We start from the raw sequence: 24,407 nt of genomic DNA, 5'->3' as shown, positions 1-24,407 counted from the left end.
CGACTAATCATCGTAATGAGCGAAAGTGATGTGATATTATAACATTCAATCGCTAGTGCAACCCCTAATTTGACATGACGAATCTTGTAACGCTGGAAAAAGTCGCGGTCGTCTACGGCCAGCGGCGCGTGTTGTCTGACATTTCGCTAACGCTAAAACCAGGCAAAATTTTAACGCTTCTTGGCCCAAACGGCGCCGGGAAATCGACGCTGGTGCGCGTGGTGCTCGGCCTGGTGACGCCGACCGAAGGTGCTATCCAGCGCGAGAAAAATCTGCGTATCGGCTATGTGCCGCAAAAACTGCATCTTGATGCGACCATGCCGCTGACGGTCAGCCGCTTTATGCGCCTGCGTCCCGGTACCCGCAAGCAGGATATTATGCCGGCGCTGCAGCGCGTGCAGGCCGGGCATCTAATCGATGCGCCAATGCAAAAGCTCTCCGGTGGCGAAACCCAGCGCGTTTTGCTGGCGCGCGCCCTGCTGAATCAACCACAACTTCTGGTGCTGGATGAACCGACCCAGGGCGTCGACGTCAATGGTCAGGTGGCATTGTATGATTTAATTAATCAACTGCGTCAGGAGCTGAACTGCGCGGTCTTAATGGTTTCCCACGATCTGCACCTGGTGATGGCCAAAACCGATGAAGTGCTGTGCCTGAATCAGCATATTTGCTGCTCCGGAACTCCGGAAGTGGTCTCGATGCATCCGGAATTTATCTCCATGTTCGGCCCGCGCGGCGCGGAACAGCTGGGCATTTATCGTCACCAACATAATCACCGCCACGACCTGCAGGGGCGGATTGTACTGCGTCGGGGAAATGGCCGCTGATGATTGAATTACTGTTACCCGGCTGGTTAGCCGGCATGATGCTCGCCTGCGCGGCAGGCCCCCTGGGTTCGTTCGTGGTCTGGCGGAGAATGTCCTACTTTGGCGATACGCTGGCGCATGCTTCGCTGCTTGGGGTGGCGTTTGGTCTGTTGCTCAACGTTAATCCGTTTTATGCGGTTATCGTGGTCACGCTGCTGCTGGCAGGCGGGCTGGTATGGCTGGAAAAACGCCCTAACCTGGCGGTCGATACCCTGCTCGGCATCATGGCGCACAGCGCGCTGTCGCTCGGCCTGGTGGTGGTGAGCCTGATGTCGAACGTGCGCGTCGACCTGATGGCCTATCTGTTTGGCGATCTGTTAGCCGTCACCCCGCAGGATTTAATCTCCATTGCGTTAGGCGTGGTGGTAGTGGTCGCGATATTGCTCTGGCAGTGGCGCAACCTGCTGGCGATGACCATCAGCCCTGATTTAGCGTTTGTTGATGGGGTGAAGTTGCAGCGGGTTAAGCTGCTGCTGATGCTGGTGACGGCATTGACTATCGGCGTGGCAATGAAGTTCGTCGGCGCGCTGATCATCACTTCGTTGTTGATAATCCCGGCAGCTACCGCCCGCCGTTTTGCCCGCACGCCGGAACAGATGGCCGCGGTAGCCGTTGGTGTAGGTATGCTGGCGGTGACCGGCGGTTTAACCTTCTCGGCGTTCTACGATACCCCAGCAGGGCCTTCGGTTGTGCTCTGCGCAGCGGCGCTGTTTGTTCTGAGTATGACGAAGAAAGCGGCGAGTTGATTGAGAGGCTACCCGGTAGCGGAAAGCTACCGGGTTTTATCAGGGCATTTCCGGCGGGGTAATACCGAAGTGATTCCAGGCGCGCACCGTCGCCATTCGGCCACGCGGCGTGCGCTGCAGGAACCCCTGCTGAATTAAGTACGGCTCCAGCACGTCTTCAATGGTTTCCCGCTCCTCGCCGATAGCCGCCGCGAGGTTATCGAGGCCGACCGGACCACCAAAGAATTTATCGATCACCGCCAATAGCAGCTTGCGATCCATATAGTCAAACCCTTCGGCATCCACGTTGAGCATATCCAGCGCCTGAGCGGCGATCTCAGCGGAGATAGTGCCATCGTGGCGCACTTCGGCGAAGTCGCGTACCCGGCGCAGCAGACGGTTGGCGATACGCGGTGTACCGCGCGCGCGACGGGCCACTTCCAGCGCCCCTTCCTCGCTCATCTCCAAACCCATATGACGGGCGCTGCGGCCTACGATATGCTGCAGGTCCGGCACTTGATAAAACTCGAGGCGCTGCACGATACCAAAGCGGTCGCGCAGCGGCGAAGTCAATGAACCGGCGCGGGTAGTCGCGCCAATCAGGGTGAACGGCGGCAGGTCGATTTTAATCGAGCGTGCGGCCGGGCCTTCGCCAATCATGATATCCAGCTGATAATCTTCCATTGCCGGATACAGTACCTCTTCCACTACCGGCGAAAGGCGGTGGATCTCATCAATAAACAGAACATCATGCGGCTCAAGGTTGGTCAGCATTGCCGCCAGGTCGCCGGCCTTTTCCAGCACCGGGCCGGAGGTGGTACGCAGATTCACGCCCATTTCGTTGGCGACGATATTAGCAAGCGTGGTTTTCCCCAACCCTGGTGGGCCAAAAATCAACAGGTGATCGAGCGCATCGCCGCGCAGTTTCGCCGCCTGGATAAAGATCTCCATCTGCGAACGCACCTGCGGCTGGCCGACATATTCTGCCAGTAATTTGGGGCGGATAGCGCGGTCAGCGGCCTCTTCGAAACCAATGCTGTCGCCTGATACCAGCCGATCTGCTTCAATCATCCCTTACCTCACAACGCCGCGCGCAGCGCTTCGCGGATTAGCGTTTCACTGTTGGCGTCCGGGCGAGCGATTTTGCTCACCATTCGGCTGGCCTCTTGTGGTTTATAGCCCAGCGCCACCAGCGCGGCAACCGCTTCTTGCTCCGCATCGTCGGCAGTTGGGCCGACAGGCGTGGTCAGCACCAGATCGGCGGCCGGAGTAAACAGATCGCCATGCAGGCCTTTAAAGCGATCTTTCATCTCGACAATTAAACGTTCGGCGGTTTTCTTGCCGATACCGGGCAGTTTCACCAGCGAGGCAACTTCTTCACGCTCAACGGCGTTCACAAACTGCTGCGCCGACATGCCGGAAAGGATAGCCAGCGCCAGCTTCGGCCCGACGCCGTTGGTTTTGATAAGCTCTTTAAACAGCGTGCGTTCCTGCTTGTTGTTAAAGCCGTACAGCAGCTGCGCGTCTTCACGCACCACAAAATGGGTGAAGACGATGGCTTCCTGCCCGGCTTCCGGTAGCTCGTAGAAGCAGGTCATCGGCATATGGACTTCATAACCTACGCCCCCGGTTTCCAGTAATACCAGCGGGGGTTGCTTTTCGAGAATGATGCCTCTGAGTCTGCCTATCACGTAGCGCTCCTGAATAAAGGGCCGAAAGTCTAATGCGTTATCATAAAAAAAGGCTGGATGAATATCCAGCCTGATTTGTGATTATCGTAACCGCCCTCGCGCCAGATTGAGCCTGGTCTCGCTAATCTGAGCCAGGTTCTGACTGAGGTGGCAATGGGTGATGGCGATGGCCAGCGCATCCGCCGCATCCGCCTGCGGATTTGCCGGAAGTTTCAGCAAGGTACGCACCATATGCTGTACCTGGCTCTTTTCCGCGCTACCGATTCCGACGACGGTTTGCTTAACCTGGCGGGCGGCGTACTCAAAGACCGGCAGGTCCTGGTTCGTCGCCGCGACAATCGCCACCCCGCGCGCCTGCCCAAGCTTCAACGCCGAATCGGCATTTTTCGCCATAAAGACCTGCTCGATAGCGAAATAGTCAGGCTGGAACTGGGTAATAATTTCGGTGACGCCGGCGTATATCAGCTTCAGCCGCGACGGCAGATCGTCTACTTTGGTGCGGATACATCCGCTGCCAAGGTAGCTCAACTGCCGCCCGACCTGGCGAATCACGCCATAACCGGTCACGCGTGACCCCGGGTCAATGCCGAGAATAATGGCCATCACGCGCCTCCAGTAATAACTCACCCGCAATACCGGCTACCGGCATCACAGCGTTGCGGCAACCTCATCAGAGATTTCGCCGTTATGATACACTTCCTGCACGTCGTCGCAGTCTTCCAGCATATCAATAAGACGCAGCAGCTTCGGCGCGGTTTCCGCATCCATATCCGCTTTAGTCGACGGGATCATTGAGACTTCAGCAGCATCGGCTTTCAGGCCAGCGGCTTCCAGCGCATCACGCACCGCGCCCATCTCTTCCCAGGCGGTGTAAACGTCAATAGCGCCGTCGTCATAGGTAACGACGTCTTCAGCACCCGCTTCCAGCGCGGCTTCCATGATGGTGTCTTCGTCGCCTTTCTCGAAGGAGATCACGCCTTTTTTGCTAAACAGATAGGCCACGGAGCCGTCGGTTCCGAGGTTACCACCGGTTTTGGTAAAGGCGTGGCGTACTTCGGCGACGGTACGGTTACGGTTGTCGCTCAGACATTCAACCATTACCGCAGTGCCGCCCGGGCCGTAACCTTCATAAATGATGGTTTCCATGTTCGCGTCTTCATCACCGCCGACGCCGCGCGCGATGGCGCGGTTCAAGGTGTCGCGAGTCATGTTATTGGACAACGCTTTATCTACAGCCGCGCGCAGACGCGGGTTGGATGCCGGATCGCCGCCGCCCAGACGCGCAGCGGTGACCAGCTCGCGGATGATTTTAGTAAAGATCTTACCGCGCTTGGCATCTTGTGCCGCTTTGCGGTGTTTGGTGTTGGCCCATTTACTATGACCTGCCATAAAAAACTCTCCAAAAAAGCCGTCTTCCCGCGACAAACGCCGCGGGAAGTTATCCGGCGTTAATTACAAATTCTTCAATCGCCTGCCGGTTGCTCCACGATTTGGTTAGCGCGGCGGCATCCGACGCGCTAACCCAGCGGTAATCCAGATGTTCAGTGAAAACAATCTGGCGCTCATGGGGCAGCGCAAGACGGAACCAGAATTCCGTATTGCGCTCGACGCCCGGCGCATAGCGATGACGTAAGTGAGAAAATATCTCGAACTCCACCGTACGCTGACAGTCAATTAAGGCCAGTTGCTCGCGAGCAACGTCAATGGCGACCTCTTCCTTTACTTCGCGCGCGGCGGCCTGCAACGCGGTTTCCCCCTCTTCCAGGCTGCCGGTAACCGACTGCCAGAAAGCGGGATCGTCGCGTCGCTGCAACATCAGCACCCGCTTCGTATCTTCGGCGTAAATCACCACCAGAACGGAGACGGGCAGCTTGAATGACATCTTAGTTGTTCTCCGGAGACTCTTTTGCCTCTTTCGCCACAACCTGAATCCCCAGTTCGCCTAACGCGGCAGGATTCGCGAAGCTCGGCGCTTCGGTCATCAGGCACGCGGCAGCCGTCGTTTTCGGGAAGGCGATAACGTCACGGATGTTATCGGTACCGGTCAGCAGCATGGTCAGGCGATCCAGGCCAAACGCCAGGCCGGCGTGCGGCGGCGTGCCGTACTTCAGCGCATCCAGCAGGAAGCCGAATTTTTCACGCTGTTCTTGTTCGTTAATGCCCAGAATGCCAAACACGGTTTGCTGCATTTCACCACTGTGGATACGCACCGAACCACCGCCGACTTCGTAGCCGTTGATGACCATATCGTAGGCGTTAGCCACAGCGTCTTCCGGAGCGGCTTTCAGCTCGGCGGCAGTCATATCTTTCGGCGAGGTGAACGGATGGTGCATCGCGGTCAGGCCGCCTTCGCCGTCGTCTTCGAACATCGGGAAGTCGATAACCCACAGCGGCGCCCATTTGTTCTCGTCGGTGAGATTCAGGTCTTTGCCCAGCTTCAGACGCAGCGCGCCGAGGGCATCGGCAACCACTTTCTTGTTGTCAGCGCCGAAGAAGATCATGTCGCCGTCCTGCGCGCCCGTGCGCTCAAGAATAGCTTCGACGATTTCTGCGTTGAGGAATTTCGCCACCGGGCTATTGATGCCTTCAAGGCCCTTCGCACGCTCGGTCACTTTAATATAGGCCAACCCTTTCGCACCGTAGATCTGTACGAATTTGCCGTATTCATCAATCTGTTTACGGGTCAGCGCCGCACCGCCCGGCACGCGTAAGGCAGCAACGCGGCCTTTGGCGTCGTTAGCCGGGCCGGAGAAGACGGCGAATTCGACCGCTTTCACCAGATCGGCTACGTCTACCAGCTCCATCGGGTTACGCAGGTCCGGCTTATCGGAACCGTAACGACGCTCCGCTTCGGCAAAGGTCATCACCGGGAATTGACCGAGGTCTACGCCCTTCACGTCCTGCCACAGCTTACGAACCAGATCTTCCATCACTTCACGCACCTGCGGCGCGGTCATGAACGAGGTTTCAACATCAATCTGGGTAAATTCAGGCTGACGGTCGGCACGCAGGTCTTCGTCGCGGAAGCATTTGACTATCTGATAGTAACGATCGAAACCGGACATCATCAGTAGCTGTTTGAACAGCTGCGGAGATTGCGGCAGCGCGTAGAATTTACCTTTATGAACGCGCGACGGCACGAGGTAGTCACGCGCGCCTTCCGGTGTGGCTTTAGTCAGCATCGGGGTTTCGATATCGAGGAACCCGTGATCGTCCATGAAGCGGCGCACGAAGCTGGTGATTTTGGCGCGGGTTTTCAGGCGCTGAGCCATTTCCGGACGACGCAGGTCCAGATAGCGGTATTTCAGGCGCGCTTCTTCGGTGTTGACGTGGTTGGAGTCCAGCGGCAGCGCTTCCGCGCGGTTGATGATGGTCAGGTCAGACGCCAGCACTTCGATTTCGCCGGTGGCCATCTCGCGGTTGACGTTGCGCTCTTCACGCGCACGCACGGTGCCAGTGATTTGGATGCAGAACTCATTACGCAGTTCGGAAGCCAGTTTTAATGCATCCGCACGATCCGGATCGAAAAACACCTGCACGATGCCTTCACGGTCGCGCATATCGATGAAGATAAGGCTACCGAGATCACGACGACGGTTGACCCAACCACACAGGGTCACTTGCTGCCCCACGTGGGACTGACGTAGCTGTCCGCAATATTCTGTACGCATGAGATATCCCTTAACTTAGCCGCAGGCGGATGTTGCCTGCCATGCAGGCGACGAGGTCGCAGCTTTGCTGAATGTCACTACTGAATGAAAAAAGGCGGCTATTATACTGGAAATTCTGTCTGACGATAAGCCCGACGCAGTTTGTACGCTGCTTTGCTGCGCGCTTATTGCTTGTGCTCACATAAATTAACAAAATTTGTTACCCTTGAGCCGAATTAGCAACGGTATTGTAGCGGCCTGACAAGAGAACAAGATACGGGGATACCATGTTAGAACTCAATGCGAAAAAAACCGCGCTGGTCGTTATTGACCTGCAAGAAGGCATTTTACCCTTTGCCGGCGGCCCGCATCGCGCCGACGAGGTGGTGACGCGCGCGGCAAAGCTGGCTGAAAAATGTCGTCAACAGGGTTCGCCCGTCATCATGGTTCGCGTCGGCTGGTCCGCCGATTTCGCTGAAGCGTTAAAACAGCCGGTAGATGCCCAGGCTGGCGCCGCGAAGCTGCCTGAAAACTGGTGGGTCTATCCGCCGGCGCTTGGCAAGCAGGATAGCGATCTTGAAGTGACGAAACGTCAGTGGGGCGCGTTCTACGGTACCGATCTTGAACTGCAGCTGCGCCGCCGCGGTATCGACACCATTATCCTTTGCGGTATCTCCACCAATATCGGCGTGGAATCCACCGCTCGCAATGCCTGGGAACTCGGTTTCAATCTGATCATCGCCGAGGATGCGTGCAGCGCTGCCTCCGCCGATCAGCATCAGGGCAGTATGACGCATATCTTCCCGCGCATCGCCCGCGTGCGCAGTACTGAGGGCATTCTCGCCGCCTTATGATTTATATCGGGCTCCCGCAATGGTCGCACCCTAAATGGGTGCGCCTTGGCATCACCGGCCTTGAAGAGTATGCCCGCCATTTTAACTGCGTGGAGGGTAATACCACCCTGTATGCCTTACCAAAGGCCGAGATAGTCGATCGCTGGTATCAACAAACTCACGATGATTTTCGGTTCTGTTTCAAATTCCCGGCCACGATTTCGCATCAGGCGGCACTGCGCGACTGCGACGATTTAAGCCACGAATTTTTTACCCGTCTGGCGCCGCTGGAATCGCGCATCGGCCAGTACTGGTTGCAGTTGCCCGCCACCTTCGGGCCACGAGACCTCCCTGCCCTGTGGCATTTTCTCGATACGCTACCGAAAAACTTCACCTACGGCGTTGAAGTTCGCCATCCCGAGTTTTTCGCCAAAGGCGATGCCGAACAGCAGCTTAATCGCGGGCTACACCAGCGCAACGCCAATCGAGTTATCCTCGATAGCCGCCCGGTGCATAGCGCCGTCGCGCGTAATCCGGCGATGATCGACGCGCAGAAAAAGAAACCCAAAGTCCCGGTTCACGCGGTCATGACCGCGGAGCAGCCGATGGTGCGCTTTATCGGCAGCGATGATATGGCGCAGAATCGCGAATTGTTTCGCGTCTGGCTACAGACGCTGCCAAAATGGCATCAGTCGGCCACGCCGTGGCTGTTTTTGCATACCCCGGATATCGCCCAGGCGCCTGAACTGGTAGATACCTTATGGGAAGACCTACGCGCGGTGCTGCCGCAAGTCGGCGCCGCACCGTCAATTCCGCAGCAATCCTCGCTTTTCTGATATCCTGCTATGATAGTCGGAGCCACCTGACATAATTAAAGGGAGTTTTGGGTATGGTCAGCGCGCTGTATGCGGTTTTGGGTGCGTTATTGTTAATCAAGTTTTCCTTCGACGTGGTACGTCTGCGCATGCAGTATCGCGTCGGCTATGGCGACGGCGGTTTTAGCGAACTACAGGTCGCCATTCGCGTTCATGGCAATGCCGTGGAATACGTCCCCATTGGGCTTATCTTGCTGCTGTTTATGGAAATGAACGGCGCGCTAACCTGGATGGTGCACGTTTGCGGTATTTTGCTGATTGCCGGGCGCCTGATGCACTCGTACGGTTTCCATCATCGCCTGTTCCGCTGGCGGCGTTCCGGAATGAGCGCCACCTGGTGCTCGCTGTTGCTGATGGTGCTGGCTAACCTGTGGTATATGCCCTGGGAGTTGGTTTTCTCCCTGCGTTAGCGCACAATACGCCGTTTTCGTTTTTTCGGGTTTAACGTTATGTCTCACCGCGATACGCTTTTTTCCGCGCCGATTGCCAGTCTCGGCGACTGGACCTTTGATGAACGGGTAGCCGAAGTCTTCCCGGATATGATCCAGCGCTCTGTTCCTGGTTACTCCAATATTATTTCGATGATCGGCATGCTGGCTGAGCGTTTTGTTCAGCCAAACACTCAGGTTTACGATCTTGGCTGTTCGCTCGGCGCCGCGACGCTTTCCGTGCGCCGCAATATTGCGCACCCGGGGTGCAAAATTATCGCCATTGATAACTCCCCGGCGATGGTAGAACGTTGCCGTCGTCATATTGATGCCTATAAAGCGCCAACGCCGGTTGAGGTTATCGAGGGCGATATTCGCCATATCGCCATTGAAAATGCCTCGATGGTCGTGCTGAACTTCACTATTCAGTTCCTCGAACCGAGCGAACGTCAGGCGATCCTTGATAAAGTCTATCAAGGGCTCAATCCGGGCGGCGCACTGGTGCTTTCCGAAAAATTCAGCTTTGAAGATGCCAACGTCGGCGAACTGCTGTTCAACATGCACCATGACTTCAAGCGCGCCAATGGCTATAGCGAACTGGAAATCAGCCAGAAACGCAGCATGCTGGAAAACGTCATGCTGACCGATTCGGTTGAAACCCATAAAGCGCGCCTTCGTCAGGCCGGATTTGAACATGCCGAACTGTGGTTCCAGTGCTTTAATTTTGGTTCGTTGGTGGCGGTTAAATCCGAGGAACGGGCATGATCGACTTCAGTAATTTTTATCAGTTGATCGCGAAAGGGCCGCTCTCCCACTGGCTGGAAACCCTGCCCGCTCAGGTCGCGGCCTGGCAACGCGAAGCGCTGCACGGTAAGTTTCGCGAATGGGAACGCGCCGTTGAGTTTCTGCCCGAGCTGGCGCCCTGGCGTCTCGATCTATTGCATAGCGTCACGGCGGAAAGCGAAACGCCACTCAGCGAAGGCCACCAGCTGCGAATTGAAAATCTGCTGCGAAACCTGATGCCGTGGCGTAAAGGCCCTTATTCGCTGTATGGCATTAATATCGATACCGAATGGCGTTCCGACCTGAAATGGGAACGCGTGCTGCCGCATCTTTCCGATCTCACCGGTCGTACTATTCTTGATGTCGGCTGCGGCAGTGGTTATCACATGTGGCGAATGATCGGCGCCGGCGCGCATCTGGCGGTCGGTATCGATCCAACCCAGCTGTTCTTATGCCAGTTTGAAGCGGTACGCAAACTCATCGGCAACGATCAGCGCGCGCACCTACTGCCGCTAGGCATCGAACAACTGCCGGCGCTGGAAGCTTTTGATACCGTCTTTTCGATGGGAGTGCTGTATCACCGCCGTTCCCCGCTGGATCATCTGTGGCAGCTCAAAGATCAGTTAGCCCCCGGCGGCGAACTGGTACTGGAGACGCTGGTCGTTGAAGGTGATGAGAACACCGTGCTGGTGCCAGGCGACCGCTACGCGCAAATGCGTAACGTTTATTTCATTCCTTCCGCCGCCGCGCTAAAACAGTGGCTGGAGAAGTGCGGATTCATCGATGTGCGCATTGTTGATACCTGCGTTACCACCAGCGAAGAGCAGCGCCGCACCGAATGGATGACGACGGAATCACTCGCCGACTTCCTCGACCCGCATGACAGCAGCAAAACGCTGGAAGGTTACCCCGCGCCGCTGCGCGCGGTGATCGTCGCCACTAAACCAGAGACGCAACAGTCGCTGGCGAAAAAAGCGGCCGCGGCCAGGGCGTAATTCACCTCAGCCGAACACTGGCGCTCGTGGGATAAAAAAAGGCCCCTGTTGAAATTGCAGGGGCCTGGTACGGGCAATCATCATATTGGGCGACATGATGTGCAGCAAAAAACGGTTAGCTTCGCGGGCTAATCCCGCGCGGCAGAAATAATCTGTTTCATTTCCGCTACCGCTTCGCCGTTAACGGCATAGCGGCAATATTCATCGGCATCTGCGTCGGTGGACATTGATAACCCCGGATTACGAAAGCGCATCGGCGATGGCAACCACTGCCCCGCTGAGCTATGCACCTCTTTGAGGCCTGCCTGCAGAAACTTTTGCAGATTGGCAGCCCGCACTCCCGCTCCGGCCATAATGATTGGAGTATCGCCCAGCGCAATTAGTTCCATAATTTTTGCAAGACCTTGTTCCGCCGTTGGCCGTTGACCGGAAGTAAGGATGCGAGCAACGCCAAGTTCAGCAAGCGAATGCCAGGCCTGACGCGGGTCGGCGCACATATCAAAGGCCCGATGGAAGGTCACCGCCAGCGGACCCGCCGCCGCCATAATTTTTCGCATACGTGGGATATCCACCTGGCCGTCAGCATCGAGTACGCCAATCACCAGACCAGCAAAACCCAGATCTCTGACCGTCGCCACATCATCCACCATGGCGGCAAATTCACCCTCGGTGTAACAAAAATCGCCGCCGCGCGGACGGATAATCGGATGAACCGGAATCGAGATATTGTCTCGCACCGAACGCAGCACGCCCAACGACGGCGTTAACCCGCCCTCCTGCGGCGCGGCGCAAAGTTCAATGCGATCGGCGCCGCAGCGCTGCGCCTCCAGCGCGCATTCCATGCTATAGCAGCAAACTTCCAGCAACATCGATTCCTTCTCCATTTTCATCACGGGCAGCACAGCATGTCACGATTTTTCCCCGCAGACGCCGCGCGGCTTCACACTGTTAAGTATCGGTTCGCTCGCTGGCGACGATTTGCTCGATCGACCAGGGATGGAATTTGATGGTCACTTTTCCGTCCGTGACCGCAAGCGTCGGGTTCGGCAAGCGTTCACGCTCCCCTTTCGGCGAGCTGGTTTTTACGAAAATTCCCGGCTGGCTGAGCCCGTCATCGGAAAGCAAGGCCAGCGCGCGAGCGTTGAGGGTTTCCGGCTCGCCCGGCAGAACGATTTCGATATGTTCCCAGCCTTCGTGCGGATAGCGTTTTTCCCCCGGCCATGGCAACTCCACAACCGTAAAGCGCCAGTGGGCGACACAAATAGGTTCGGCAAGCTTAAATAAGCAAATGGGGCGGCCATTAATGATATTTTCCGATAGCAGCGCGCCGCAACGCTCCAGCCCCTGCCGCCAGCGTTCCGCCGTGGTATTTTGATGACAGCGCAGCGAGATATGGTCGGCGTCCAGCGGCGCAAGCTCCAACCCCAACCGTTCGGCCAGCGCTTGCAGCGCATCGCTAAAACGCGGTAAATCCGCCGAAATATCTTTCAGTTCATCAATTTGCTGCCAGTTCGCCATCTTGCGCCTCGGTCATTGCTAAAAAGGCTAATTTATCCTGTTTCGCCGCCCCGACCAACCGCCAATCCGCGCGCCTGAACAACGAATGGTTATTCATTAAGCGTGCCGCTTTACAACTTGCGCGCGGTGCTGACGGCTGGGCGCAAATGCAGTATACTCCCGCCTTAATTTGTCCATGTTCCGGCGCCGCCCCACAGGGGTTCTCGCGCCTTAAAAGTAAGGTATTCCGGTGAATATTCAGGCTCTTCTCTCAGAAAAAGTCAGCCAGGCCCTGATCGCGGCAGGCGCGCCTGCCGATTGCGAACCTCAGGTCCGCCAGTCAGCAAAAGTTCAGTTCGGCGACTATCAAGCCAATGGCGTGATGGCAGTGGCCAAAAAACTGGGCATGGCGCCGCGACAACTTGCAGAGCAGGTACTGTCTCATCTCGATCTGAACGGCATTGCCAATAAAGTCGAAATCGCCGGGCCGGGCTTTATCAATATTTTCCTCGATCCGGCCTTCCTGGCGGAAAACGTCAATCTCGCGCTGCAGTCCGAGCGCCTGGGCGTGGCGAAACCACAGTCGCAGACCATCGTTGTTGACTACTCCGCGCCGAACGTGGCGAAAGAGATGCACGTCGGCCATCTGCGTTCAACCATCATCGGCGATGCCTCGGTACGTACTCTGGAATTCCTCGGCCATCGCGTTATCCGCGCCAACCACGTCGGTGACTGGGGTACCCAGTTCGGGATGCTGATCGCTTATCTGGAAAAGCAGCAGCAGGAAAACGCCGGCGAAATGGCGCTGGCCGACCTCGAAGGTTTCTACCGCGAAGCGAAAAAGCACTATGACGAAGACGAAGCGTTCGCCGAGCGCGCGCGTAGCTACGTGGTTAAGCTGCAGGGCGGCGACGAGTACTTCCTGCAGATGTGGCGTAAACTGGTCGACATCACCATGTCGCAAAACCAGATCACCTACGATCGCCTGAATGTCACCCTGACTCGCGATGATGTGATGGGTGAAAGCCTGTACAATCCGATGCTGCCGGGGATCGTTGCCGATCTGAAAGCAAAAGGTATGGCCGTCGAGAGCGAAGGCGCGACCGTGGTCTTCCTTGATGAATACAAAAACAAAGAAGGCGAACCGATGGGCGTCATCATCCAGAAAAAGGATGGCGGCTACCTCTACACCACTACCGATATCGCCTGCGCAAAATACCGTTATGAAACGCTGCATGCCGACCGCGTGCTCTACTACATCGACTCTCGTCAGCATCAGCACCTGATGCAGGCATGGACCATTGTCCGTAAAGCCGGCTATGTACCTGAATCCGTACCGCTGGAACACCACATGTTCGGCATGATGCTCGGGAAAGATGGTAAACCGTTTAAAACCCGCGCCGGCGGTACCGTCAAACTGGCCGATCTGCTGGACGAAGCGCTGGAGCGCGCACGCCGCCTGGTGGCCGAGAAGAACCCGGATATGCCTGCCGATGAGCTGGAAAAACTGGCCAATGCGGTGGGTATCGGCGCGGTGAAATATGCCGATCTGTCGAAAAACCGTACTACCGATTACATTTTCGACTGGGATAACATGCTGGCGTTCGAAGGTAATACCGCGCCTTACATGCAGTATGCCTATACCCGCGTGCTGTCGGTGTTCCGTAAAGCCGGTATCGACGAAAGCGCGCTGGCTGCCGCGCCGGTGGTTATTAGCGAAGATCGCGAAGCGCAGTTGGCTGCCCGCCTGCTGCAGTTCGAAGAAACGCTGGCCGTCGTCGCCCGTGAAGGTACTCCGCACGTGATGTGCGCCTATCTGTACGATCTGGCCGGGCTGTTCTCTGGTTTCTACGAACACTGCCCAATCCTCAGCGCCGAAAGCGAAGAGGCCCGTAATAGCCGCCTGAAACTGGCGCAGCTGACGGCGAAGACGCTGAAGCTGGGTCTTGATACTCTGGGTATTGAGACCGTAGAGCGGATGTAAAAACAAACCCGGTGAAAGCCGGGTTTGTATTATCAGGAGCCCCGGTACGCGCGGCGTGGCCGGGGAATCTATGCCGCTATCAGAAATATTTGCGCAGATATTCCGTCAGACAAAGAATCGCCATCGCCTGGCCGTACGGCATCGACGTCAGCGGAATTTGCCGATAAAAATCGAGATCGGTGCCCATCCCGGTACCAAACGAAGTTTGCAGCAGTTCCCCCTCTGGTGAAATATTACGCACAATCCCGCGTATCGCCTTTTCGGCAACCTCGGTGTACTCCGCCCCGATATAACGCTTGCGTATCGCTTTCAGGATGCCGTAAGCAAAGCCCGCCGTCGCTGACGCTTCAAGGTAGGAATGCGGATCGTCGAGCAGGGTATGCCAGAGGCCGCTCTCATCCTGACAGTCAGCTAACGCGGCAATTTGCGCATTCAGTACCTGTAGCAGATAGCGGCGCACCGCACTCCCCTCTGGCAAATCCACCAGCTCAAGGAAGTCCGGGATAACGATGGTGAGCCAGCTGTTACCCCGCGCCCAGCGCGCACGCGCAAAGTTGTGCCGACCGTCGTAATTCCAGCCGTGGAACCACAGGCCAGTCTCTTTGTCCATCAGGTTCTGTACATGCAGCAAGAACTGATAGGTTGCTTCTTCAATGTAGTGCGGACGATTTAGTAATTTACCGATTTTGGCTAGCGGCAGCACCGTCATCATCAGCGTGTCATCCCACATCTGCTGATGGTTCTCTTCCGCCAGGGTAATGTGCTGCATGCCTCCCTGCTCGGTGCGCGGCATCTCATGCATCGCCCACTCGGCCCAGCTATCGAGCCACGGGAGATACTCCTGACGCCCGGTCTCTTCATAGCGATAAGCCAGCGTCAAAAACGGCGCCATGGTATTAACGTTTTTGGTGGTTGCCCCTTCGGCGAAGCGGTCGGCGAACCAGCCGTCAATGATATCGCGCATGGCGGTATCGCCGGTTTGTTGATAATACTGGTAGATGCCGTACAGGCCAACGCCGTGGGTCCATTCCCAACCGGCCCAACCTTTGGTATCGATGACTCGCCCGTCGTCCAGCCGCAGTAAAAATTGCCCGCTTTCATCCTTAATATTCACCAGGTTTTGCGTCACATTACGGATCAATGCCTGAAGCTCGCTGCGAGCGATAAAGCGCTCAGGCTGACGCAATAATGGGCTATGTTTGACCGGCCAAACTTTCATGTTCTTAACCTCTGGTATATGTCGAATTCAAAGCACCGCCCTGATTCAGCGCCGGGGCGGCAGGTTTATTGCGATTCAGGTAACCAATATTGTTATTGCCCCACAGGCATTCGTAAGGCATCCCCGCCAGCTGCTCAACCACCGCGCGGTTTTCCGCTGTCGCCCGCTCGGGCTGCGCGTAACCGACATCGCGCATCATTAGCGTCTCGGCGCGCAGCACGCTATGCGTATGCAGATTGAGTTTAAAGCGCAGGGAGACCAGGAAGCCGCAAGCCAGCACCACCAACGTACCGACGCTAAGGATCAACAGAATGGTATGACTCACGCCTTCCGGCTGAATTTTTTGCCCGGAGACAAAGCCCGATAGTTGCATGATGATGCCAACCAGCATCACCGCCCCCGCCTGCGACGCTTTGCGGGTCAGCGTCATGATACCGGCGAAAATGCCCTCCCGACGCTGGCCGGTAATGACTTCGTCGACGTCGGCAATATAGGTGTAGGTATTCCACGGCACGTAATTAATGCCGCCGCGCCCCAGACCCGCGATAGCAGAAATGAGCAGTAATAATGAATAGACGTCGCTCAGCCCCGCGTAATAGAGCACGGCATATGAGAGTGAGCTCAAACCGAACAGCACCACTACCATGCGGTATGAAGGCGCCGGGCCAAAGCGGATGCAGAGCGGGATCATGGCGATGACCGCGATAAACTGGAAGATAGCCATCGTGCCGAGTAAGTTAGAGGCGACGGAGGCATCCTGCATCAGCACAAAGACCACATAATAGGTAAACACCGCATTGAAAACGTCCTGCGCGATGTAACCGCCCAGATACATACCAAGATGCTGGCGGAAGATTTTAATGCGCAGCGTAGAGCTAAGCTCAATAAACAGCCGGTTAAGACTCTGCGCGAGGGTTAAATTGCGTTTTTCTTCTTCTGCGCGCAGCGCCGCTTCAGACCACGCTTCCCGAGGGCGCTCCCAGGTAAAAAACCAGACGAAGGTCAGCATCAGGGCGCACAGCACCGAAAAGACCAGGCTTGCGTAAAAAAATGAGCTGGCGTTGTCTTTACCCAGTTGGGTGAGCAGAATCCCCGGTAAAAACGAGGCTAATATCGCCGACATTTGCGCCATGGAAATACGCGCGCCTGAAAATTTGGTCTTCTGTTTGAAATCATCGGTCATCTCCGGCACCAGCGTCTCGTAGGGCACCAGAATCATGGTATAGACAATATCAAACAGCAGATAAGTCGCGAGGTAATACCAGAACCCCATATCGCCTACCCACATCATTGAGTAGCTAAAGACACAGGGAATACCGAGCAAAATAAAAAATTTGCGTCTGCCGAATCGCTTACCCAGCCAGGTAGAGCCAAAGTTATCGGTTAAGAAGCCCATCAGGGGGCTAACGACTGCGTCGAGTACGCGCGCGGTGGCGAAAATGAGCGTCGCCTCAATGGGGGATAGCCCGCAGAAAGTGGTGTAAAAATAGAGTAGCCATGCTGCGGTAAGCGCGGTAGTTCCCGCGCCGAGAAAATCGCCGGAACCATAGGCGAGATAATTAGCCAAACCGATTTTTCGTGTTTTCATCGCCGTAAATCCTGTCTCTTTTTTATTAGATAACTTCGGCCTTACCAGGCTATACCGAAGTTTTGCGGATACATGGCTACAGTAAGATCATGAAAACCGGCTTACCTTTGCATTTTTGCCAGTACTAATCATTCAGTGGCAAAAAAACAAAGGGCCGGGCAACATGCGTCACCGATTTATAAAACAGCGTTTCTTTTAAAGCAAAAGAGAGAATCATTTTTGCGAGTCGGCTGCCAGAATCTGATATTACACGGTTGGAGAAAGGCGTTTTTAACCGCGCGAATACCCCTTGTGGAAAGATGGAATTAGGAGTAAAGAAAGTAGAAAGATCCCGTTGCGTATCTCAAGGAGGCTAGATGCCCTACTCTCATCTGTTAGTCGCCGTCGCCCCAACGCCGGAAAGCCGCATGTTGGTCAATAAAGCGGTGTCTATCGCACGTCCGCTTAATGCGCAGGTTAGCCTGATCACGCTGGCGACAGATCCGGAAATGTATAATCAGTTCGCCGCGCCGATGATGGAGAATTTGCGTGAGATTATGCAGGAGGAGACACGTAGCTTTCTTAATGAACTCGCCGCCCAGGCGGACTATCCCATCAGCAAAATGACCATCGCCAGCGGCGAACTTTGTCATCACGTGAAGGATTTTTGCCGTCAGCATCACGTCGACCTGGTGATCTGCGGCAACCATAACCAGAGCCTGTTTTCCCGCGCAACCTGTTCAGCGAAGAATATCGTCGGCAGCAGCGGAGTCGATGTGCTGTTGGTTTCCCTGGAATAAGCTGATGCCGAAGCATCAGCCATTTTGACTACGCGGAGGGAGTAACTACGGTTGGCTGCTGGCAGCTATCCTCATGCGACTTTACGCGCTTTAGATCGGCAACGAACTGCGCCTGCCAGTTATCAATATCATTATTCTCGATCGCCTTGAGCATTTTGCCATGGCGAATAATTCGCTCCGCAAGCGGCATAGTCAGAGCGCGGTCCAGCGCCGCCGCCACTTCATCGCGATCGTAAGGGTTGACGATGAGCGCGGAAGTCAGTTCATTCGCCGCGCCAGCGAACTGCGATAGCACCAACACCCCAGGGTTTTCAGGGTCCTGCGCGGCGACAAACTCCTTGGCCACGAGGTTCATGCCATCGCGTAGCGGCGTGACCAGCCCCACATCCGAATAACGAAATACCTTCATGAGTAGTTTGCGATCGAAGTGCTGATTCAAATAATACAGCGGCGTCCACCCCAGTTGACCATAGTGGCCGTTGATTCGCCCGGCGGCCGTTTCCAGTTGATGGCGGATATCCTGATAAGCCTGAACATCGCCCCGCGAAGTGGGCGCTATCTGGGTATAGCGAATTTTTCCACGATGCTGCGGGTAGTTTTCCAGCAGCGCCTCGTAAGCCTGAAAACGCTCCGGCAGCCCCTTGGAGTAATCCAGGCGCTCAACGGAAAAAATATTCTTAACTCCTTTTAGTTCAGCTTTCAATTGAGCCAACTTCGGCGGCAGCGGCCCGCTGGCGCTGCGCGCGACTTCCTGAGGTTCGATGCTTATCGGATAGACGGCAGTACGGAACGTCTTACCCCAGGCACGGTATTGCTGGTGACCCACTTCGCACAAGGTCGTTTGTTGGGCGACGCAATCAACAAATGCCTGCCGGTCGTTTTCGGTCTGAAAGCCGAGTAAATCATAATCACAAAGCTGTTCAAGAAGCTCCGCATGTGGAGGTAAAGCGTTGAATATTTCAGGCGTCGGAAACGGAATATGCAGGAAGAAACCGATGCGGTTTTTGACGCCGTTTTTGCGTAATTCACTGGCAAATGGCAATAGGTGATAATCATGAACCCAAATCATATCGTCGTCGGCTAGCAGCGGCAGCAGTTTTTGCGCCACGGCGGCGTTAACGCGCAGATACCCCTCCCACGCCGGACGCTGAAAATTGACTAAGTCGAGACGATAGTGAAACGCGGGCCATAGCACCGCATTGGAAAACTGATTGTAGTAGAGCTCGTGATCTTCTTCGCTAAGGTTGAATGAGGCCCAGGAAATATCCCCTTTACTCACCTTCTTCAACGGCTGGCTATCATCGCCGATCTCCCCACTCCAGCCAAACCACGTGCCGCCGCTCGCCTTCAGCGCACCTAAAATACCCACCGCCAGGCCGCCAGCGCTGGCCTTTTTATCATTCGGCGTTGCAATACGGTTAGATACTACGACTAAACGACCCATGGTCATCCCTCCCGTTAGTGAATACATCCAGGCATTGCGTATTGTCGACGACGTGACGTAACCACTGATGTACGGCGGCAACATTTGCCAGCCGCCAGCGCGCCTGTGTGTCGCCTTGTCCAACTTTTATCGATACTCCGCCTAATTGATTAACCATAGTAAAACCCGCCTCATCAGTCAGGTCATCGCCGATAAATACCGGCTTTCGTCCCGCAAAAGGCGCTTCCCGCATAAACGCGGCAATCGCTTCACCTTTGTTAATCCCGCGCGGTTTGATCTCAACGACACACTTCCCTTGCTGAATGGCCAGAATCGGATAACGCTGCACGATATCCTGCGCCAATGCCAGGATGGCGCTCTGGTGTTGTGGCGCCTGGCGATAGTGCAGCGCAAAAGCGATGCCTTTATCTTCCAGTTCACTGCCAGGCAGCGCCTGTAGCGCCGAAGTTAATGCTTCGCCGACCTCACGGCTCAGCGCCGGCGGTAGTGATACATCATGTCTTTTTCCATTGATATCGCGGCGTTCAGCCCCGTGGACGCCGGCAAGCGGCAATCGCCAGTGACGGGTAAGTGCGTCGAGCTCTGCGAGTGAGCGCCCTGAAATCAATGCCACAGCATCATGTTGCTGCTGTGCCAGTAATCGCAACATCTGAAGGACGTCTTCGGGGATAACAACCTGATCGGGATGAGGTTTGATATCGGCAAGCGTGCCGTCAAGATCCAGAAAAAATGCGTGGTTTCCGGTTAGCTCAGGCGGTACAGATATCTGGTCAGCCACCCTGTATTCCTCCTTATCATGGCCAGCATTACGCTGGTTGTTAACTAATTGTTAGCCATGTAAGTATAGACAGTGTGACCAGCCTCGCCATTTTTGATAGTCACCGCCAGCGCAGCGGGCGCTGGCGGGACATTATGAGTAGACTTAAAAGTTGCGCTCAATTAATGCGAACGTTTCGCTTTTTGCTTGTAACGGTCGAAGATAACCGCCGCCAACAATATCACCCCGCGGACCACATATTGCGAGAATGGCGAGATGTTCAGCAGGTTCATCGCATTCTCTACGGTACCCAGAATCAGGATCCCGGCCACCACATAAGAGATCTTACCGATCCCGCCTTTTAGCGATACGCCACCCAGTACACATGCCGAGATCACAATCAGTTCATAACCAATTGAGGTCATAGGCTGACCACTGGTCATGCGCGAAGCCAAAATGATCCCCGCAGCCGCCGATACCAGACCTGAAAGAACGAAGATGATAATCTTGGTACGAACCACCGGTACCCCTGCCAGACGCGCAGCCTCCTCATTGCCTCCTATTGCCAGAGTATTGCGGCCAAAGGTGGTTTTATTCAGCAGCAGTCCAAAGACGATCAGGCAGGCAACCGTCAGCCAGATAGGCGCCGGCAAACCTAACCAGTTGGCATAGCCCAGGGTGAAGAAACGTTCATCCTCAATGCCAACCGCTTTACCATCGGAAATAATATAGGCTAGCCCGCGGACAATTTGCATGGTGGCCAGGGTCGTGATTAGCGCGTTGATCTTCAAACGTGCAATAACAAAACCATTCACCAGCCCGCTGACCGCCCCTAATAGTAATCCTGCGGCAATACCAATCCACAGGCTTTCGGTGAGATTAATCACCACCGCTGTTGTCACACCGGCGCAGGCAATCACAGAAGCAACTGACAAATCAAAATCGCCTGAAGCCAGGCAGAACAGCATTCCGCAGGCGACCATTCCCGACATGGAAATCGCCAGCCCCAACCCTTTCATGTTGACGAAAGAAGCAAAATTGGGAACAAAGATCACGCAGCCGATGAATAACACGGCGAAGACCACCAGCATACCAAACTGATCCCAGATTCGGCCGAAACTGAAAGAGGATCGGGCAGCGCTGGGTGTAGTTACAGATGACATCATTCACTCCTTACTCAGGCTACGGCCTGGCTGACTTTAGGCATTGCAAGGCTCAGCGCCTGCTGTTCATTCGCGTCTTCATGCAGCAATTCACCGGCCACTTCACCTTCGCGCATGACGACGATGCGGTCGGCGACGCCGAGCACTTCTGGCAGGTCGCTGGAGGCAAAAACGACCGCCACGCCAGAAGCCGCCAGCGCATAGATAACGTTGTAGATTTCATGCTTTGCGCCAACATCAATGCCGCGGGTCGGTTCATCAAGCAGGATGACCTTCATCTCTTCCGACAACCAGCGACCAAGAATAGCCTTCTGCTGATTACCACCGGAGAGATTCATAATTAACTGCTCAGCTCCTGGGGTTTTGATATTGAGCGATTTGATATGTTGTTCGGCATTACTCGCTTCCCAGGCATTGTTAATCAGGCAGCCGGCATGAATATGCTTACGCCGGGCGCTGATATTGATGTTGTCGCGCACCGAATGTACCGGAATGATGCCCTCGGCTTTGCGATCCTCCGGACACAGCATCATTCCCGCCTGAATCGCCTGCGCGGGTTTGCGAATATTTATCGCCTGACCATCGATATAGACCTGACCGCCGGTAATTCTGCTGCCGCCAAACAGCCCCTTCATTAATTCGCTGCGTCCGGCGCCGACCAGACCAAACAGGCCGACAATTTCACCGCTGCGTACCGATAAACTGATTGGCATTCTGACGCCCGGCGCTTTAACCTCTTCGAGCCGCAACCGCTCACTGCCATATTCACGCGCTTTCCAGCCGTAGATATCGCCAAGATTACGACCCACCATCGCTTGCACGAGCGCGTCGTGGTCCACCAGCCGCATGTCATCGAAGGTACGCACGTAGCGGCCATCTTTAAACACGGTAATGGCATCGCTGAGAGCGAAAATTTCCTCCATACGGTGTGAGACATAAATAATCACTCGCCCTTCTTCACGTAGCTCGCGAATGACGCGAAAAAGGTTGTCGATTTCCCGTGCGGAGAGTGAACTGGTAGGCTCATCAAACGCGATGATCTTCGCGTTACGCGCCAGCGCCTTGGCAATTTCCACCATCTGCCACTGGCCGATCGACAAATACTTCAGCGGCGTTTCCGGGTCGATATCCAACCCCAGATGTTCTAACTGCAGCCGCGCTTCATAATTCAATAAAGACCGGTTCACAATGCCGCCTTTATGCGGCAACTGACCAAGATAGATATTTTCGGCAACGGTCATTTCCGGGATAAGATGCAGTTCCTGATAAATAATCGCCACGCCGGCATTTAGCGCCGCGGTGGTATTACTAAATGCCATCTGCTGACCATCAATTTGCAGATACCCGGCAGTCGGAATGTAGTTACCGCTGAGAATTTTTAAGAGGGTGGACTTCCCGGCGCCGTTTTCACCCATCAGCGCGTGGATCTGCCCGCGATAGCAGTCAAAGCTGATATCAGACAGCGCTTTAACGCCCGGGAACGTCATGGTGATGCCGCGAAATGAGAGATAAGGGGTAGATTGTTGCATAACGACTCCGCTCTACTACGCATAACCTCCCGCCAGGGCGGGAGGCGGAATGAACCCGGCCTTACAGCCCTTTCTTCGCCAATTCTTGCTTAAAGTTATCGCGGGTAATCAGCACCACGTCGGTCACGGCGGTAAATTTCGGCGGCTCGGTCCCTTTGGTCACCCAGTTGTAGAGCATCTCACTGGTTTTATAGCCATGAATGTCCGGGCTTGGCAGCAAAGAGCCATAGAACCCCGTCGGCTGGGCTTTCGAAAGTTCGTTCACCGCGTCAACGCCGTTAATGCCGATACCGATAACATCCGGCGCTTTAAAGCCCTGGCCTTCAGTCGCACGTACGCCACCCAACACGGTGTTATCGTTCATGCCAACAATTAACCAGTGTTTGACCTGAGGGTGCTGAACCAACATGGAGTTGCCCGCATCGAAAGCCCCTGGGATATCATTAGATTTGGTTGGCACGCGATAGATCTGTTTTTCCGGGAAACCCGCAGCTTTCAGCGCGTCGATCGAACCGGTAGTACGGCGGCGGGCGGTATCCAGTTCATCGGCGGTAATCGCCATCACGCCGGTATCTTTCACGTCCCAGCCGCGTTTTTGCATCTCTTTATACAATTCCTGCCCCTGACGAGCGCCGATTTCGCTGGCGGCCATCATGACCAGCGGCACGCTCTCCATCGGCTTACCTTTGGCATTAACAAACTGATCGTCGACGGTGATAACTTTCATGTCATAGCCGCGCGCCTTGGCAACAATCGCCGACCCCAGTTTTGGGTCCGGCGTGCAGATGACAAATCCCTTCGCGCCGCTGGCGGCGAGGCTGTCGATCGCATTAAGCGTTTTTTCGCCATCCGGTACCGCGATTTTAATGACATCAAAGCCCAGGTCCTTGCCGGCTTTATCAGCAAATTTCCACTCGGTCTGGAACCAGGGTTCCTCTGGTTGCTTCACCAGAAAACCGAGCTTGAGGTTTTCAGCCATAGCTGATTGTGACATAACCGCCGCGAGGCCAATGGCCGCCAGCGCTTTAGTAAATTTGTGCATGGTAAACTCCAGCTTTATTTCGCTTTTCTGTAGGGAAAAATCGGACTTAAATTTTTTATCGGTCTTAAAACAAGGCATTAGAAAAAACGCAATCAACATTGCCGTTGTTAAAATAGTTTTAACTGGAAATTATTTATCCATACGAGAGCGTCATCACACCGCAGAATTACAGTAATTGCGTACATAAATTCAGCAAAAAATGACATAAAAAAAACGCTAATTGTCAGACAATTAGCGTCATGCGTGACATAATAATCCATATCATCAGCAGACTTATCCTTGTGGCTGCGTCGACGCTATCCCAGGCGACTCTGGCCTTCTATTCTCAGCCAGCATAGACGTTATTCTTCTACCCCTTACAAAAACGATCTATCACAAATTCATTCTCATCTCGCTATTTTCGAATAATGAATAAGCTATGATCGATATATGAAATTATCGTTAAATCAACTTTATTAATACAAATTAACTAGCTCTACGAACAATTAAACATAAGCATTTAAATTCAGATGGTTACAATACAATAATTACAAAAAACCAATTTAAACAATCGCTAAGC

24 protein-coding genes are annotated in these 24,407 nt (G+C 54.9%); 9 read left to right on the top strand and 15 right to left on the bottom strand.

The window, feature by feature from the left end; genetic code table 11:
* The first annotated feature begins 74 nt into the window (after positions 1-74).
* Positions 75-827, top strand: coding sequence for a zinc ABC transporter ATP-binding protein ZnuC (gene znuC / locus KGA69_RS15270; protein WP_015705955.1), 753 nt, complete (start codon positions 75-77; stop codon positions 825-827).
* Positions 827-1,612, top strand: a complete 786-nt coding sequence (znuB, locus tag KGA69_RS15265) for a zinc ABC transporter permease subunit ZnuB (protein WP_213292431.1) — start codon at positions 827-829, stop codon at positions 1,610-1,612. The genes znuC and znuB overlap by 1 nt, the downstream gene beginning before the upstream one ends.
* A 39-nt stretch (positions 1,613-1,651) precedes the next feature.
* On the opposite strand, the gene ruvB is transcribed toward znuB, so the two are convergent.
* From ruvB to aspS, 6 genes are all read right to left on the bottom strand, one after another.
* The gene (ruvB, locus tag KGA69_RS15260; RefSeq protein ID WP_015365990.1) at positions 1,652-2,662 is read right to left on the bottom strand and encodes a Holliday junction branch migration DNA helicase RuvB; all 1,011 of its coding nucleotides are present in this window, start codon (positions 2,660-2,662) and stop codon (positions 1,652-1,654) included.
* 8 nt (positions 2,663-2,670) lie between these two features.
* Positions 2,671-3,282, bottom strand: coding sequence for a Holliday junction branch migration protein RuvA (gene ruvA, locus KGA69_RS15255; RefSeq protein ID WP_045390313.1), 612 nt, complete (start codon positions 3,280-3,282; stop codon positions 2,671-2,673).
* A gap of 81 nt (positions 3,283-3,363) precedes the next feature.
* Complete coding sequence (ruvC, locus tag KGA69_RS15250) at positions 3,364-3,885, bottom strand: crossover junction endodeoxyribonuclease RuvC (protein ID WP_015365988.1); 522 nt, start codon at positions 3,883-3,885, stop codon at positions 3,364-3,366.
* Positions 3,886-3,930: 45 nt separating this feature from the next.
* Complete coding sequence (locus KGA69_RS15245; RefSeq protein WP_015365987.1) at positions 3,931-4,671, bottom strand: YebC/PmpR family DNA-binding transcriptional regulator; 741 nt, start codon at positions 4,669-4,671, stop codon at positions 3,931-3,933.
* A gap of 49 nt (positions 4,672-4,720) precedes the next feature.
* Positions 4,721-5,164 (bottom strand): dihydroneopterin triphosphate diphosphatase, encoded by a 444-nt coding sequence (gene nudB, locus KGA69_RS15240; RefSeq protein ID WP_015365986.1) that lies wholly within the window; start codon positions 5,162-5,164, stop codon positions 4,721-4,723.
* A gap of 1 nt (position 5,165) precedes the next feature.
* Complete coding sequence (gene aspS, locus KGA69_RS15235; protein ID WP_032705959.1) at positions 5,166-6,953, bottom strand: aspartate--tRNA ligase; 1,788 nt, start codon at positions 6,951-6,953, stop codon at positions 5,166-5,168.
* A gap of 266 nt (positions 6,954-7,219) precedes the next feature.
* Here aspS and KGA69_RS15230 point away from each other — a divergent pair, with 266 nt between their 5' ends.
* From KGA69_RS15230 to cmoB, 5 genes are read left to right on the top strand one after another with little or no spacing between them, the layout of a single operon-like run.
* Positions 7,220-7,786 carry a hydrolase gene (locus KGA69_RS15230; protein ID WP_045390311.1) on the top strand — a complete coding sequence of 189 codons (567 nt, stop codon included), beginning with the start codon at positions 7,220-7,222 and terminating at the stop codon, positions 7,784-7,786.
* Positions 7,783-8,601, top strand: a complete 819-nt coding sequence (locus KGA69_RS15225) for a DUF72 domain-containing protein (RefSeq protein ID WP_047066811.1) — start codon at positions 7,783-7,785, stop codon at positions 8,599-8,601. Before KGA69_RS15230 ends, KGA69_RS15225 begins: the two co-directional genes overlap by 4 nt.
* Before the next feature lie 53 nt (positions 8,602-8,654).
* Positions 8,655-9,050 (top strand): MAPEG family protein, encoded by a 396-nt coding sequence (locus tag KGA69_RS15220; protein ID WP_015365982.1) that lies wholly within the window; start codon positions 8,655-8,657, stop codon positions 9,048-9,050.
* A gap of 39 nt (positions 9,051-9,089) precedes the next feature.
* Entirely contained in the window at positions 9,090-9,833 is a 744-nt protein-coding gene (gene cmoA, locus KGA69_RS15215) for a carboxy-S-adenosyl-L-methionine synthase CmoA (RefSeq protein ID WP_015365981.1), read from the top strand.
* Positions 9,830-10,846, top strand: a complete 1,017-nt coding sequence (gene cmoB, locus KGA69_RS15210) for a tRNA 5-methoxyuridine(34)/uridine 5-oxyacetic acid(34) synthase CmoB (RefSeq protein WP_045390306.1) — start codon at positions 9,830-9,832, stop codon at positions 10,844-10,846. Before cmoA ends, cmoB begins: the two co-directional genes overlap by 4 nt.
* A gap of 128 nt (positions 10,847-10,974) precedes the next feature.
* On the opposite strand, the gene cutC is transcribed toward cmoB, so the two are convergent.
* Both cutC and KGA69_RS15200 read right to left on the bottom strand, forming a co-directional pair.
* Positions 10,975-11,715, bottom strand: a complete 741-nt coding sequence (gene cutC / locus KGA69_RS15205) for a copper homeostasis protein CutC (protein ID WP_045390305.1) — start codon at positions 11,713-11,715, stop codon at positions 10,975-10,977.
* 79 nt (positions 11,716-11,794) lie between these two features.
* Positions 11,795-12,364 carry a VOC family protein gene (locus KGA69_RS15200; protein WP_047045558.1) on the bottom strand — a complete coding sequence of 190 codons (570 nt, stop codon included), beginning with the start codon at positions 12,362-12,364 and terminating at the stop codon, positions 11,795-11,797.
* Between the two features lie 229 nt (positions 12,365-12,593).
* Here KGA69_RS15200 and argS point away from each other — a divergent pair, with 229 nt between their 5' ends.
* Positions 12,594-14,327 (top strand): arginine--tRNA ligase, encoded by a 1,734-nt coding sequence (gene argS / locus KGA69_RS15195; RefSeq protein ID WP_045390301.1) that lies wholly within the window; start codon positions 12,594-12,596, stop codon positions 14,325-14,327.
* Positions 14,328-14,406: 79 nt separating this feature from the next.
* Here argS and KGA69_RS15190 read toward each other — a convergent pair whose 3' ends face one another.
* Together KGA69_RS15190 and KGA69_RS15185 are read right to left on the bottom strand one after the other, a co-directional pair.
* A complete protein-coding gene (locus KGA69_RS15190; RefSeq protein WP_063448031.1) occupies positions 14,407-15,546 on the bottom strand; it encodes a beta-galactosidase BglB in 1,140 nt (379 codons plus the stop codon).
* Positions 15,547-15,550: 4 nt separating this feature from the next.
* Positions 15,551-17,134: an MFS transporter gene (locus KGA69_RS15185; protein ID WP_045390297.1), complete on the bottom strand. Its 1,584-nt coding sequence runs from the start codon at positions 17,132-17,134 to the stop codon at positions 15,551-15,553.
* 356 nt (positions 17,135-17,490) lie between these two features.
* On the opposite strand from KGA69_RS15185, the gene uspC reads away from it, so the two are divergent.
* Positions 17,491-17,913, top strand: coding sequence for a universal stress protein UspC (uspC, locus tag KGA69_RS15180; protein WP_045376202.1), 423 nt, complete (start codon positions 17,491-17,493; stop codon positions 17,911-17,913).
* A 28-nt stretch (positions 17,914-17,941) separates the two neighbouring features.
* Here the strand turns inward: uspC and otsA are convergent, their stop codons facing one another.
* The 5 genes from otsA to KGA69_RS15155 all read right to left on the bottom strand — a co-directional run bounded on the left by otsA (position 17,942) and on the right by KGA69_RS15155 (position 23,848).
* Positions 17,942-19,357, bottom strand: coding sequence for an alpha,alpha-trehalose-phosphate synthase (otsA, locus tag KGA69_RS15175; RefSeq protein WP_045390293.1), 1,416 nt, complete (start codon positions 19,355-19,357; stop codon positions 17,942-17,944).
* Positions 19,332-20,135 carry a trehalose-phosphatase gene (gene otsB, locus KGA69_RS15170; protein ID WP_045390291.1) on the bottom strand — a complete coding sequence of 268 codons (804 nt, stop codon included), beginning with the start codon at positions 20,133-20,135 and terminating at the stop codon, positions 19,332-19,334. Before otsB ends, otsA begins: the two co-directional genes overlap by 26 nt.
* A 161-nt stretch (positions 20,136-20,296) precedes the next feature.
* Positions 20,297-21,277 carry an L-arabinose ABC transporter permease AraH gene (araH, locus tag KGA69_RS15165; protein ID WP_045390289.1) on the bottom strand — a complete coding sequence of 327 codons (981 nt, stop codon included), beginning with the start codon at positions 21,275-21,277 and terminating at the stop codon, positions 20,297-20,299.
* A gap of 14 nt (positions 21,278-21,291) precedes the next feature.
* Entirely contained in the window at positions 21,292-22,806 is a 1,515-nt protein-coding gene (gene araG / locus KGA69_RS15160; RefSeq protein WP_045390287.1) for an L-arabinose ABC transporter ATP-binding protein AraG, read from the bottom strand.
* 61 nt (positions 22,807-22,867) lie between these two features.
* A complete protein-coding gene (locus KGA69_RS15155; protein WP_045390492.1) occupies positions 22,868-23,848 on the bottom strand; it encodes an arabinose ABC transporter substrate-binding protein in 981 nt (326 codons plus the stop codon).
* Between the last annotated feature and the right edge of the window lie 559 nt (positions 23,849-24,407).

Origin of the sequence: Klebsiella sp. A52 (genome assembly GCF_018388785.1) — a bacterium.
GTDB classification, from domain to species: domain Bacteria; phylum Pseudomonadota; class Gammaproteobacteria; order Enterobacterales; family Enterobacteriaceae; genus Klebsiella; species Klebsiella aerogenes.
The sequence above is the reverse complement of the archived record's forward strand: the minus strand, read 5'-3'. Positions and strand labels throughout refer to the sequence as shown.

Bases quoted from the DNA above. Each gene is read 5' to 3' on its own strand.
- otsA (WP_045390293.1), bottom strand. From the start codon at position 19,357: ATGGGTCGTTTAGTCGTAGTATCTAACCGTATTGCAACGCCGAATGAT.
- araG (WP_045390287.1), bottom strand. From the start codon at position 22,806: ATGCAACAATCTACCCCTTATCTCTCATTTCGCGGCATCACCATGACG.
- KGA69_RS15230 (WP_045390311.1), top strand. From the start codon at position 7,220: ATGTTAGAACTCAATGCGAAAAAAACCGCGCTGGTCGTTATTGACCTG.
- KGA69_RS15200 (WP_047045558.1), bottom strand. From the start codon at position 12,364: ATGGCGAACTGGCAGCAAATTGATGAACTGAAAGATATTTCGGCGGAT.
- KGA69_RS15155 (WP_045390492.1), bottom strand. From the start codon at position 23,848: ATGCACAAATTTACTAAAGCGCTGGCGGCCATTGGCCTCGCGGCGGTT.
- aspS (WP_032705959.1), bottom strand. From the start codon at position 6,953: ATGCGTACAGAATATTGCGGACAGCTACGTCAGTCCCACGTGGGGCAG.
- KGA69_RS15185 (WP_045390297.1), bottom strand. From the start codon at position 17,134: ATGAAAACACGAAAAATCGGTTTGGCTAATTATCTCGCCTATGGTTCC.
- KGA69_RS15190 (WP_063448031.1), bottom strand. From the start codon at position 15,546: ATGAAAGTTTGGCCGGTCAAACATAGCCCATTATTGCGTCAGCCTGAG.
- cmoA (WP_015365981.1), top strand. From the start codon at position 9,090: ATGTCTCACCGCGATACGCTTTTTTCCGCGCCGATTGCCAGTCTCGGC.
- cmoB (WP_045390306.1), top strand. From the start codon at position 9,830: ATGATCGACTTCAGTAATTTTTATCAGTTGATCGCGAAAGGGCCGCTC.
- znuC (WP_015705955.1), top strand. From the start codon at position 75: ATGACGAATCTTGTAACGCTGGAAAAAGTCGCGGTCGTCTACGGCCAG.
- uspC (WP_045376202.1), top strand. From the start codon at position 17,491: ATGCCCTACTCTCATCTGTTAGTCGCCGTCGCCCCAACGCCGGAAAGC.
- KGA69_RS15225 (WP_047066811.1), top strand. From the start codon at position 7,783: ATGATTTATATCGGGCTCCCGCAATGGTCGCACCCTAAATGGGTGCGC.
- KGA69_RS15220 (WP_015365982.1), top strand. From the start codon at position 8,655: ATGGTCAGCGCGCTGTATGCGGTTTTGGGTGCGTTATTGTTAATCAAG.
- nudB (WP_015365986.1), bottom strand. From the start codon at position 5,164: ATGTCATTCAAGCTGCCCGTCTCCGTTCTGGTGGTGATTTACGCCGAA.
- cutC (WP_045390305.1), bottom strand. From the start codon at position 11,715: ATGTTGCTGGAAGTTTGCTGCTATAGCATGGAATGCGCGCTGGAGGCG.
- ruvB (WP_015365990.1), bottom strand. From the start codon at position 2,662: ATGATTGAAGCAGATCGGCTGGTATCAGGCGACAGCATTGGTTTCGAA.
- znuB (WP_213292431.1), top strand. From the start codon at position 827: ATGATTGAATTACTGTTACCCGGCTGGTTAGCCGGCATGATGCTCGCC.
- ruvC (WP_015365988.1), bottom strand. From the start codon at position 3,885: ATGGCCATTATTCTCGGCATTGACCCGGGGTCACGCGTGACCGGTTAT.
- araH (WP_045390289.1), bottom strand. From the start codon at position 21,277: ATGTCATCTGTAACTACACCCAGCGCTGCCCGATCCTCTTTCAGTTTC.
- KGA69_RS15245 (WP_015365987.1), bottom strand. From the start codon at position 4,671: ATGGCAGGTCATAGTAAATGGGCCAACACCAAACACCGCAAAGCGGCA.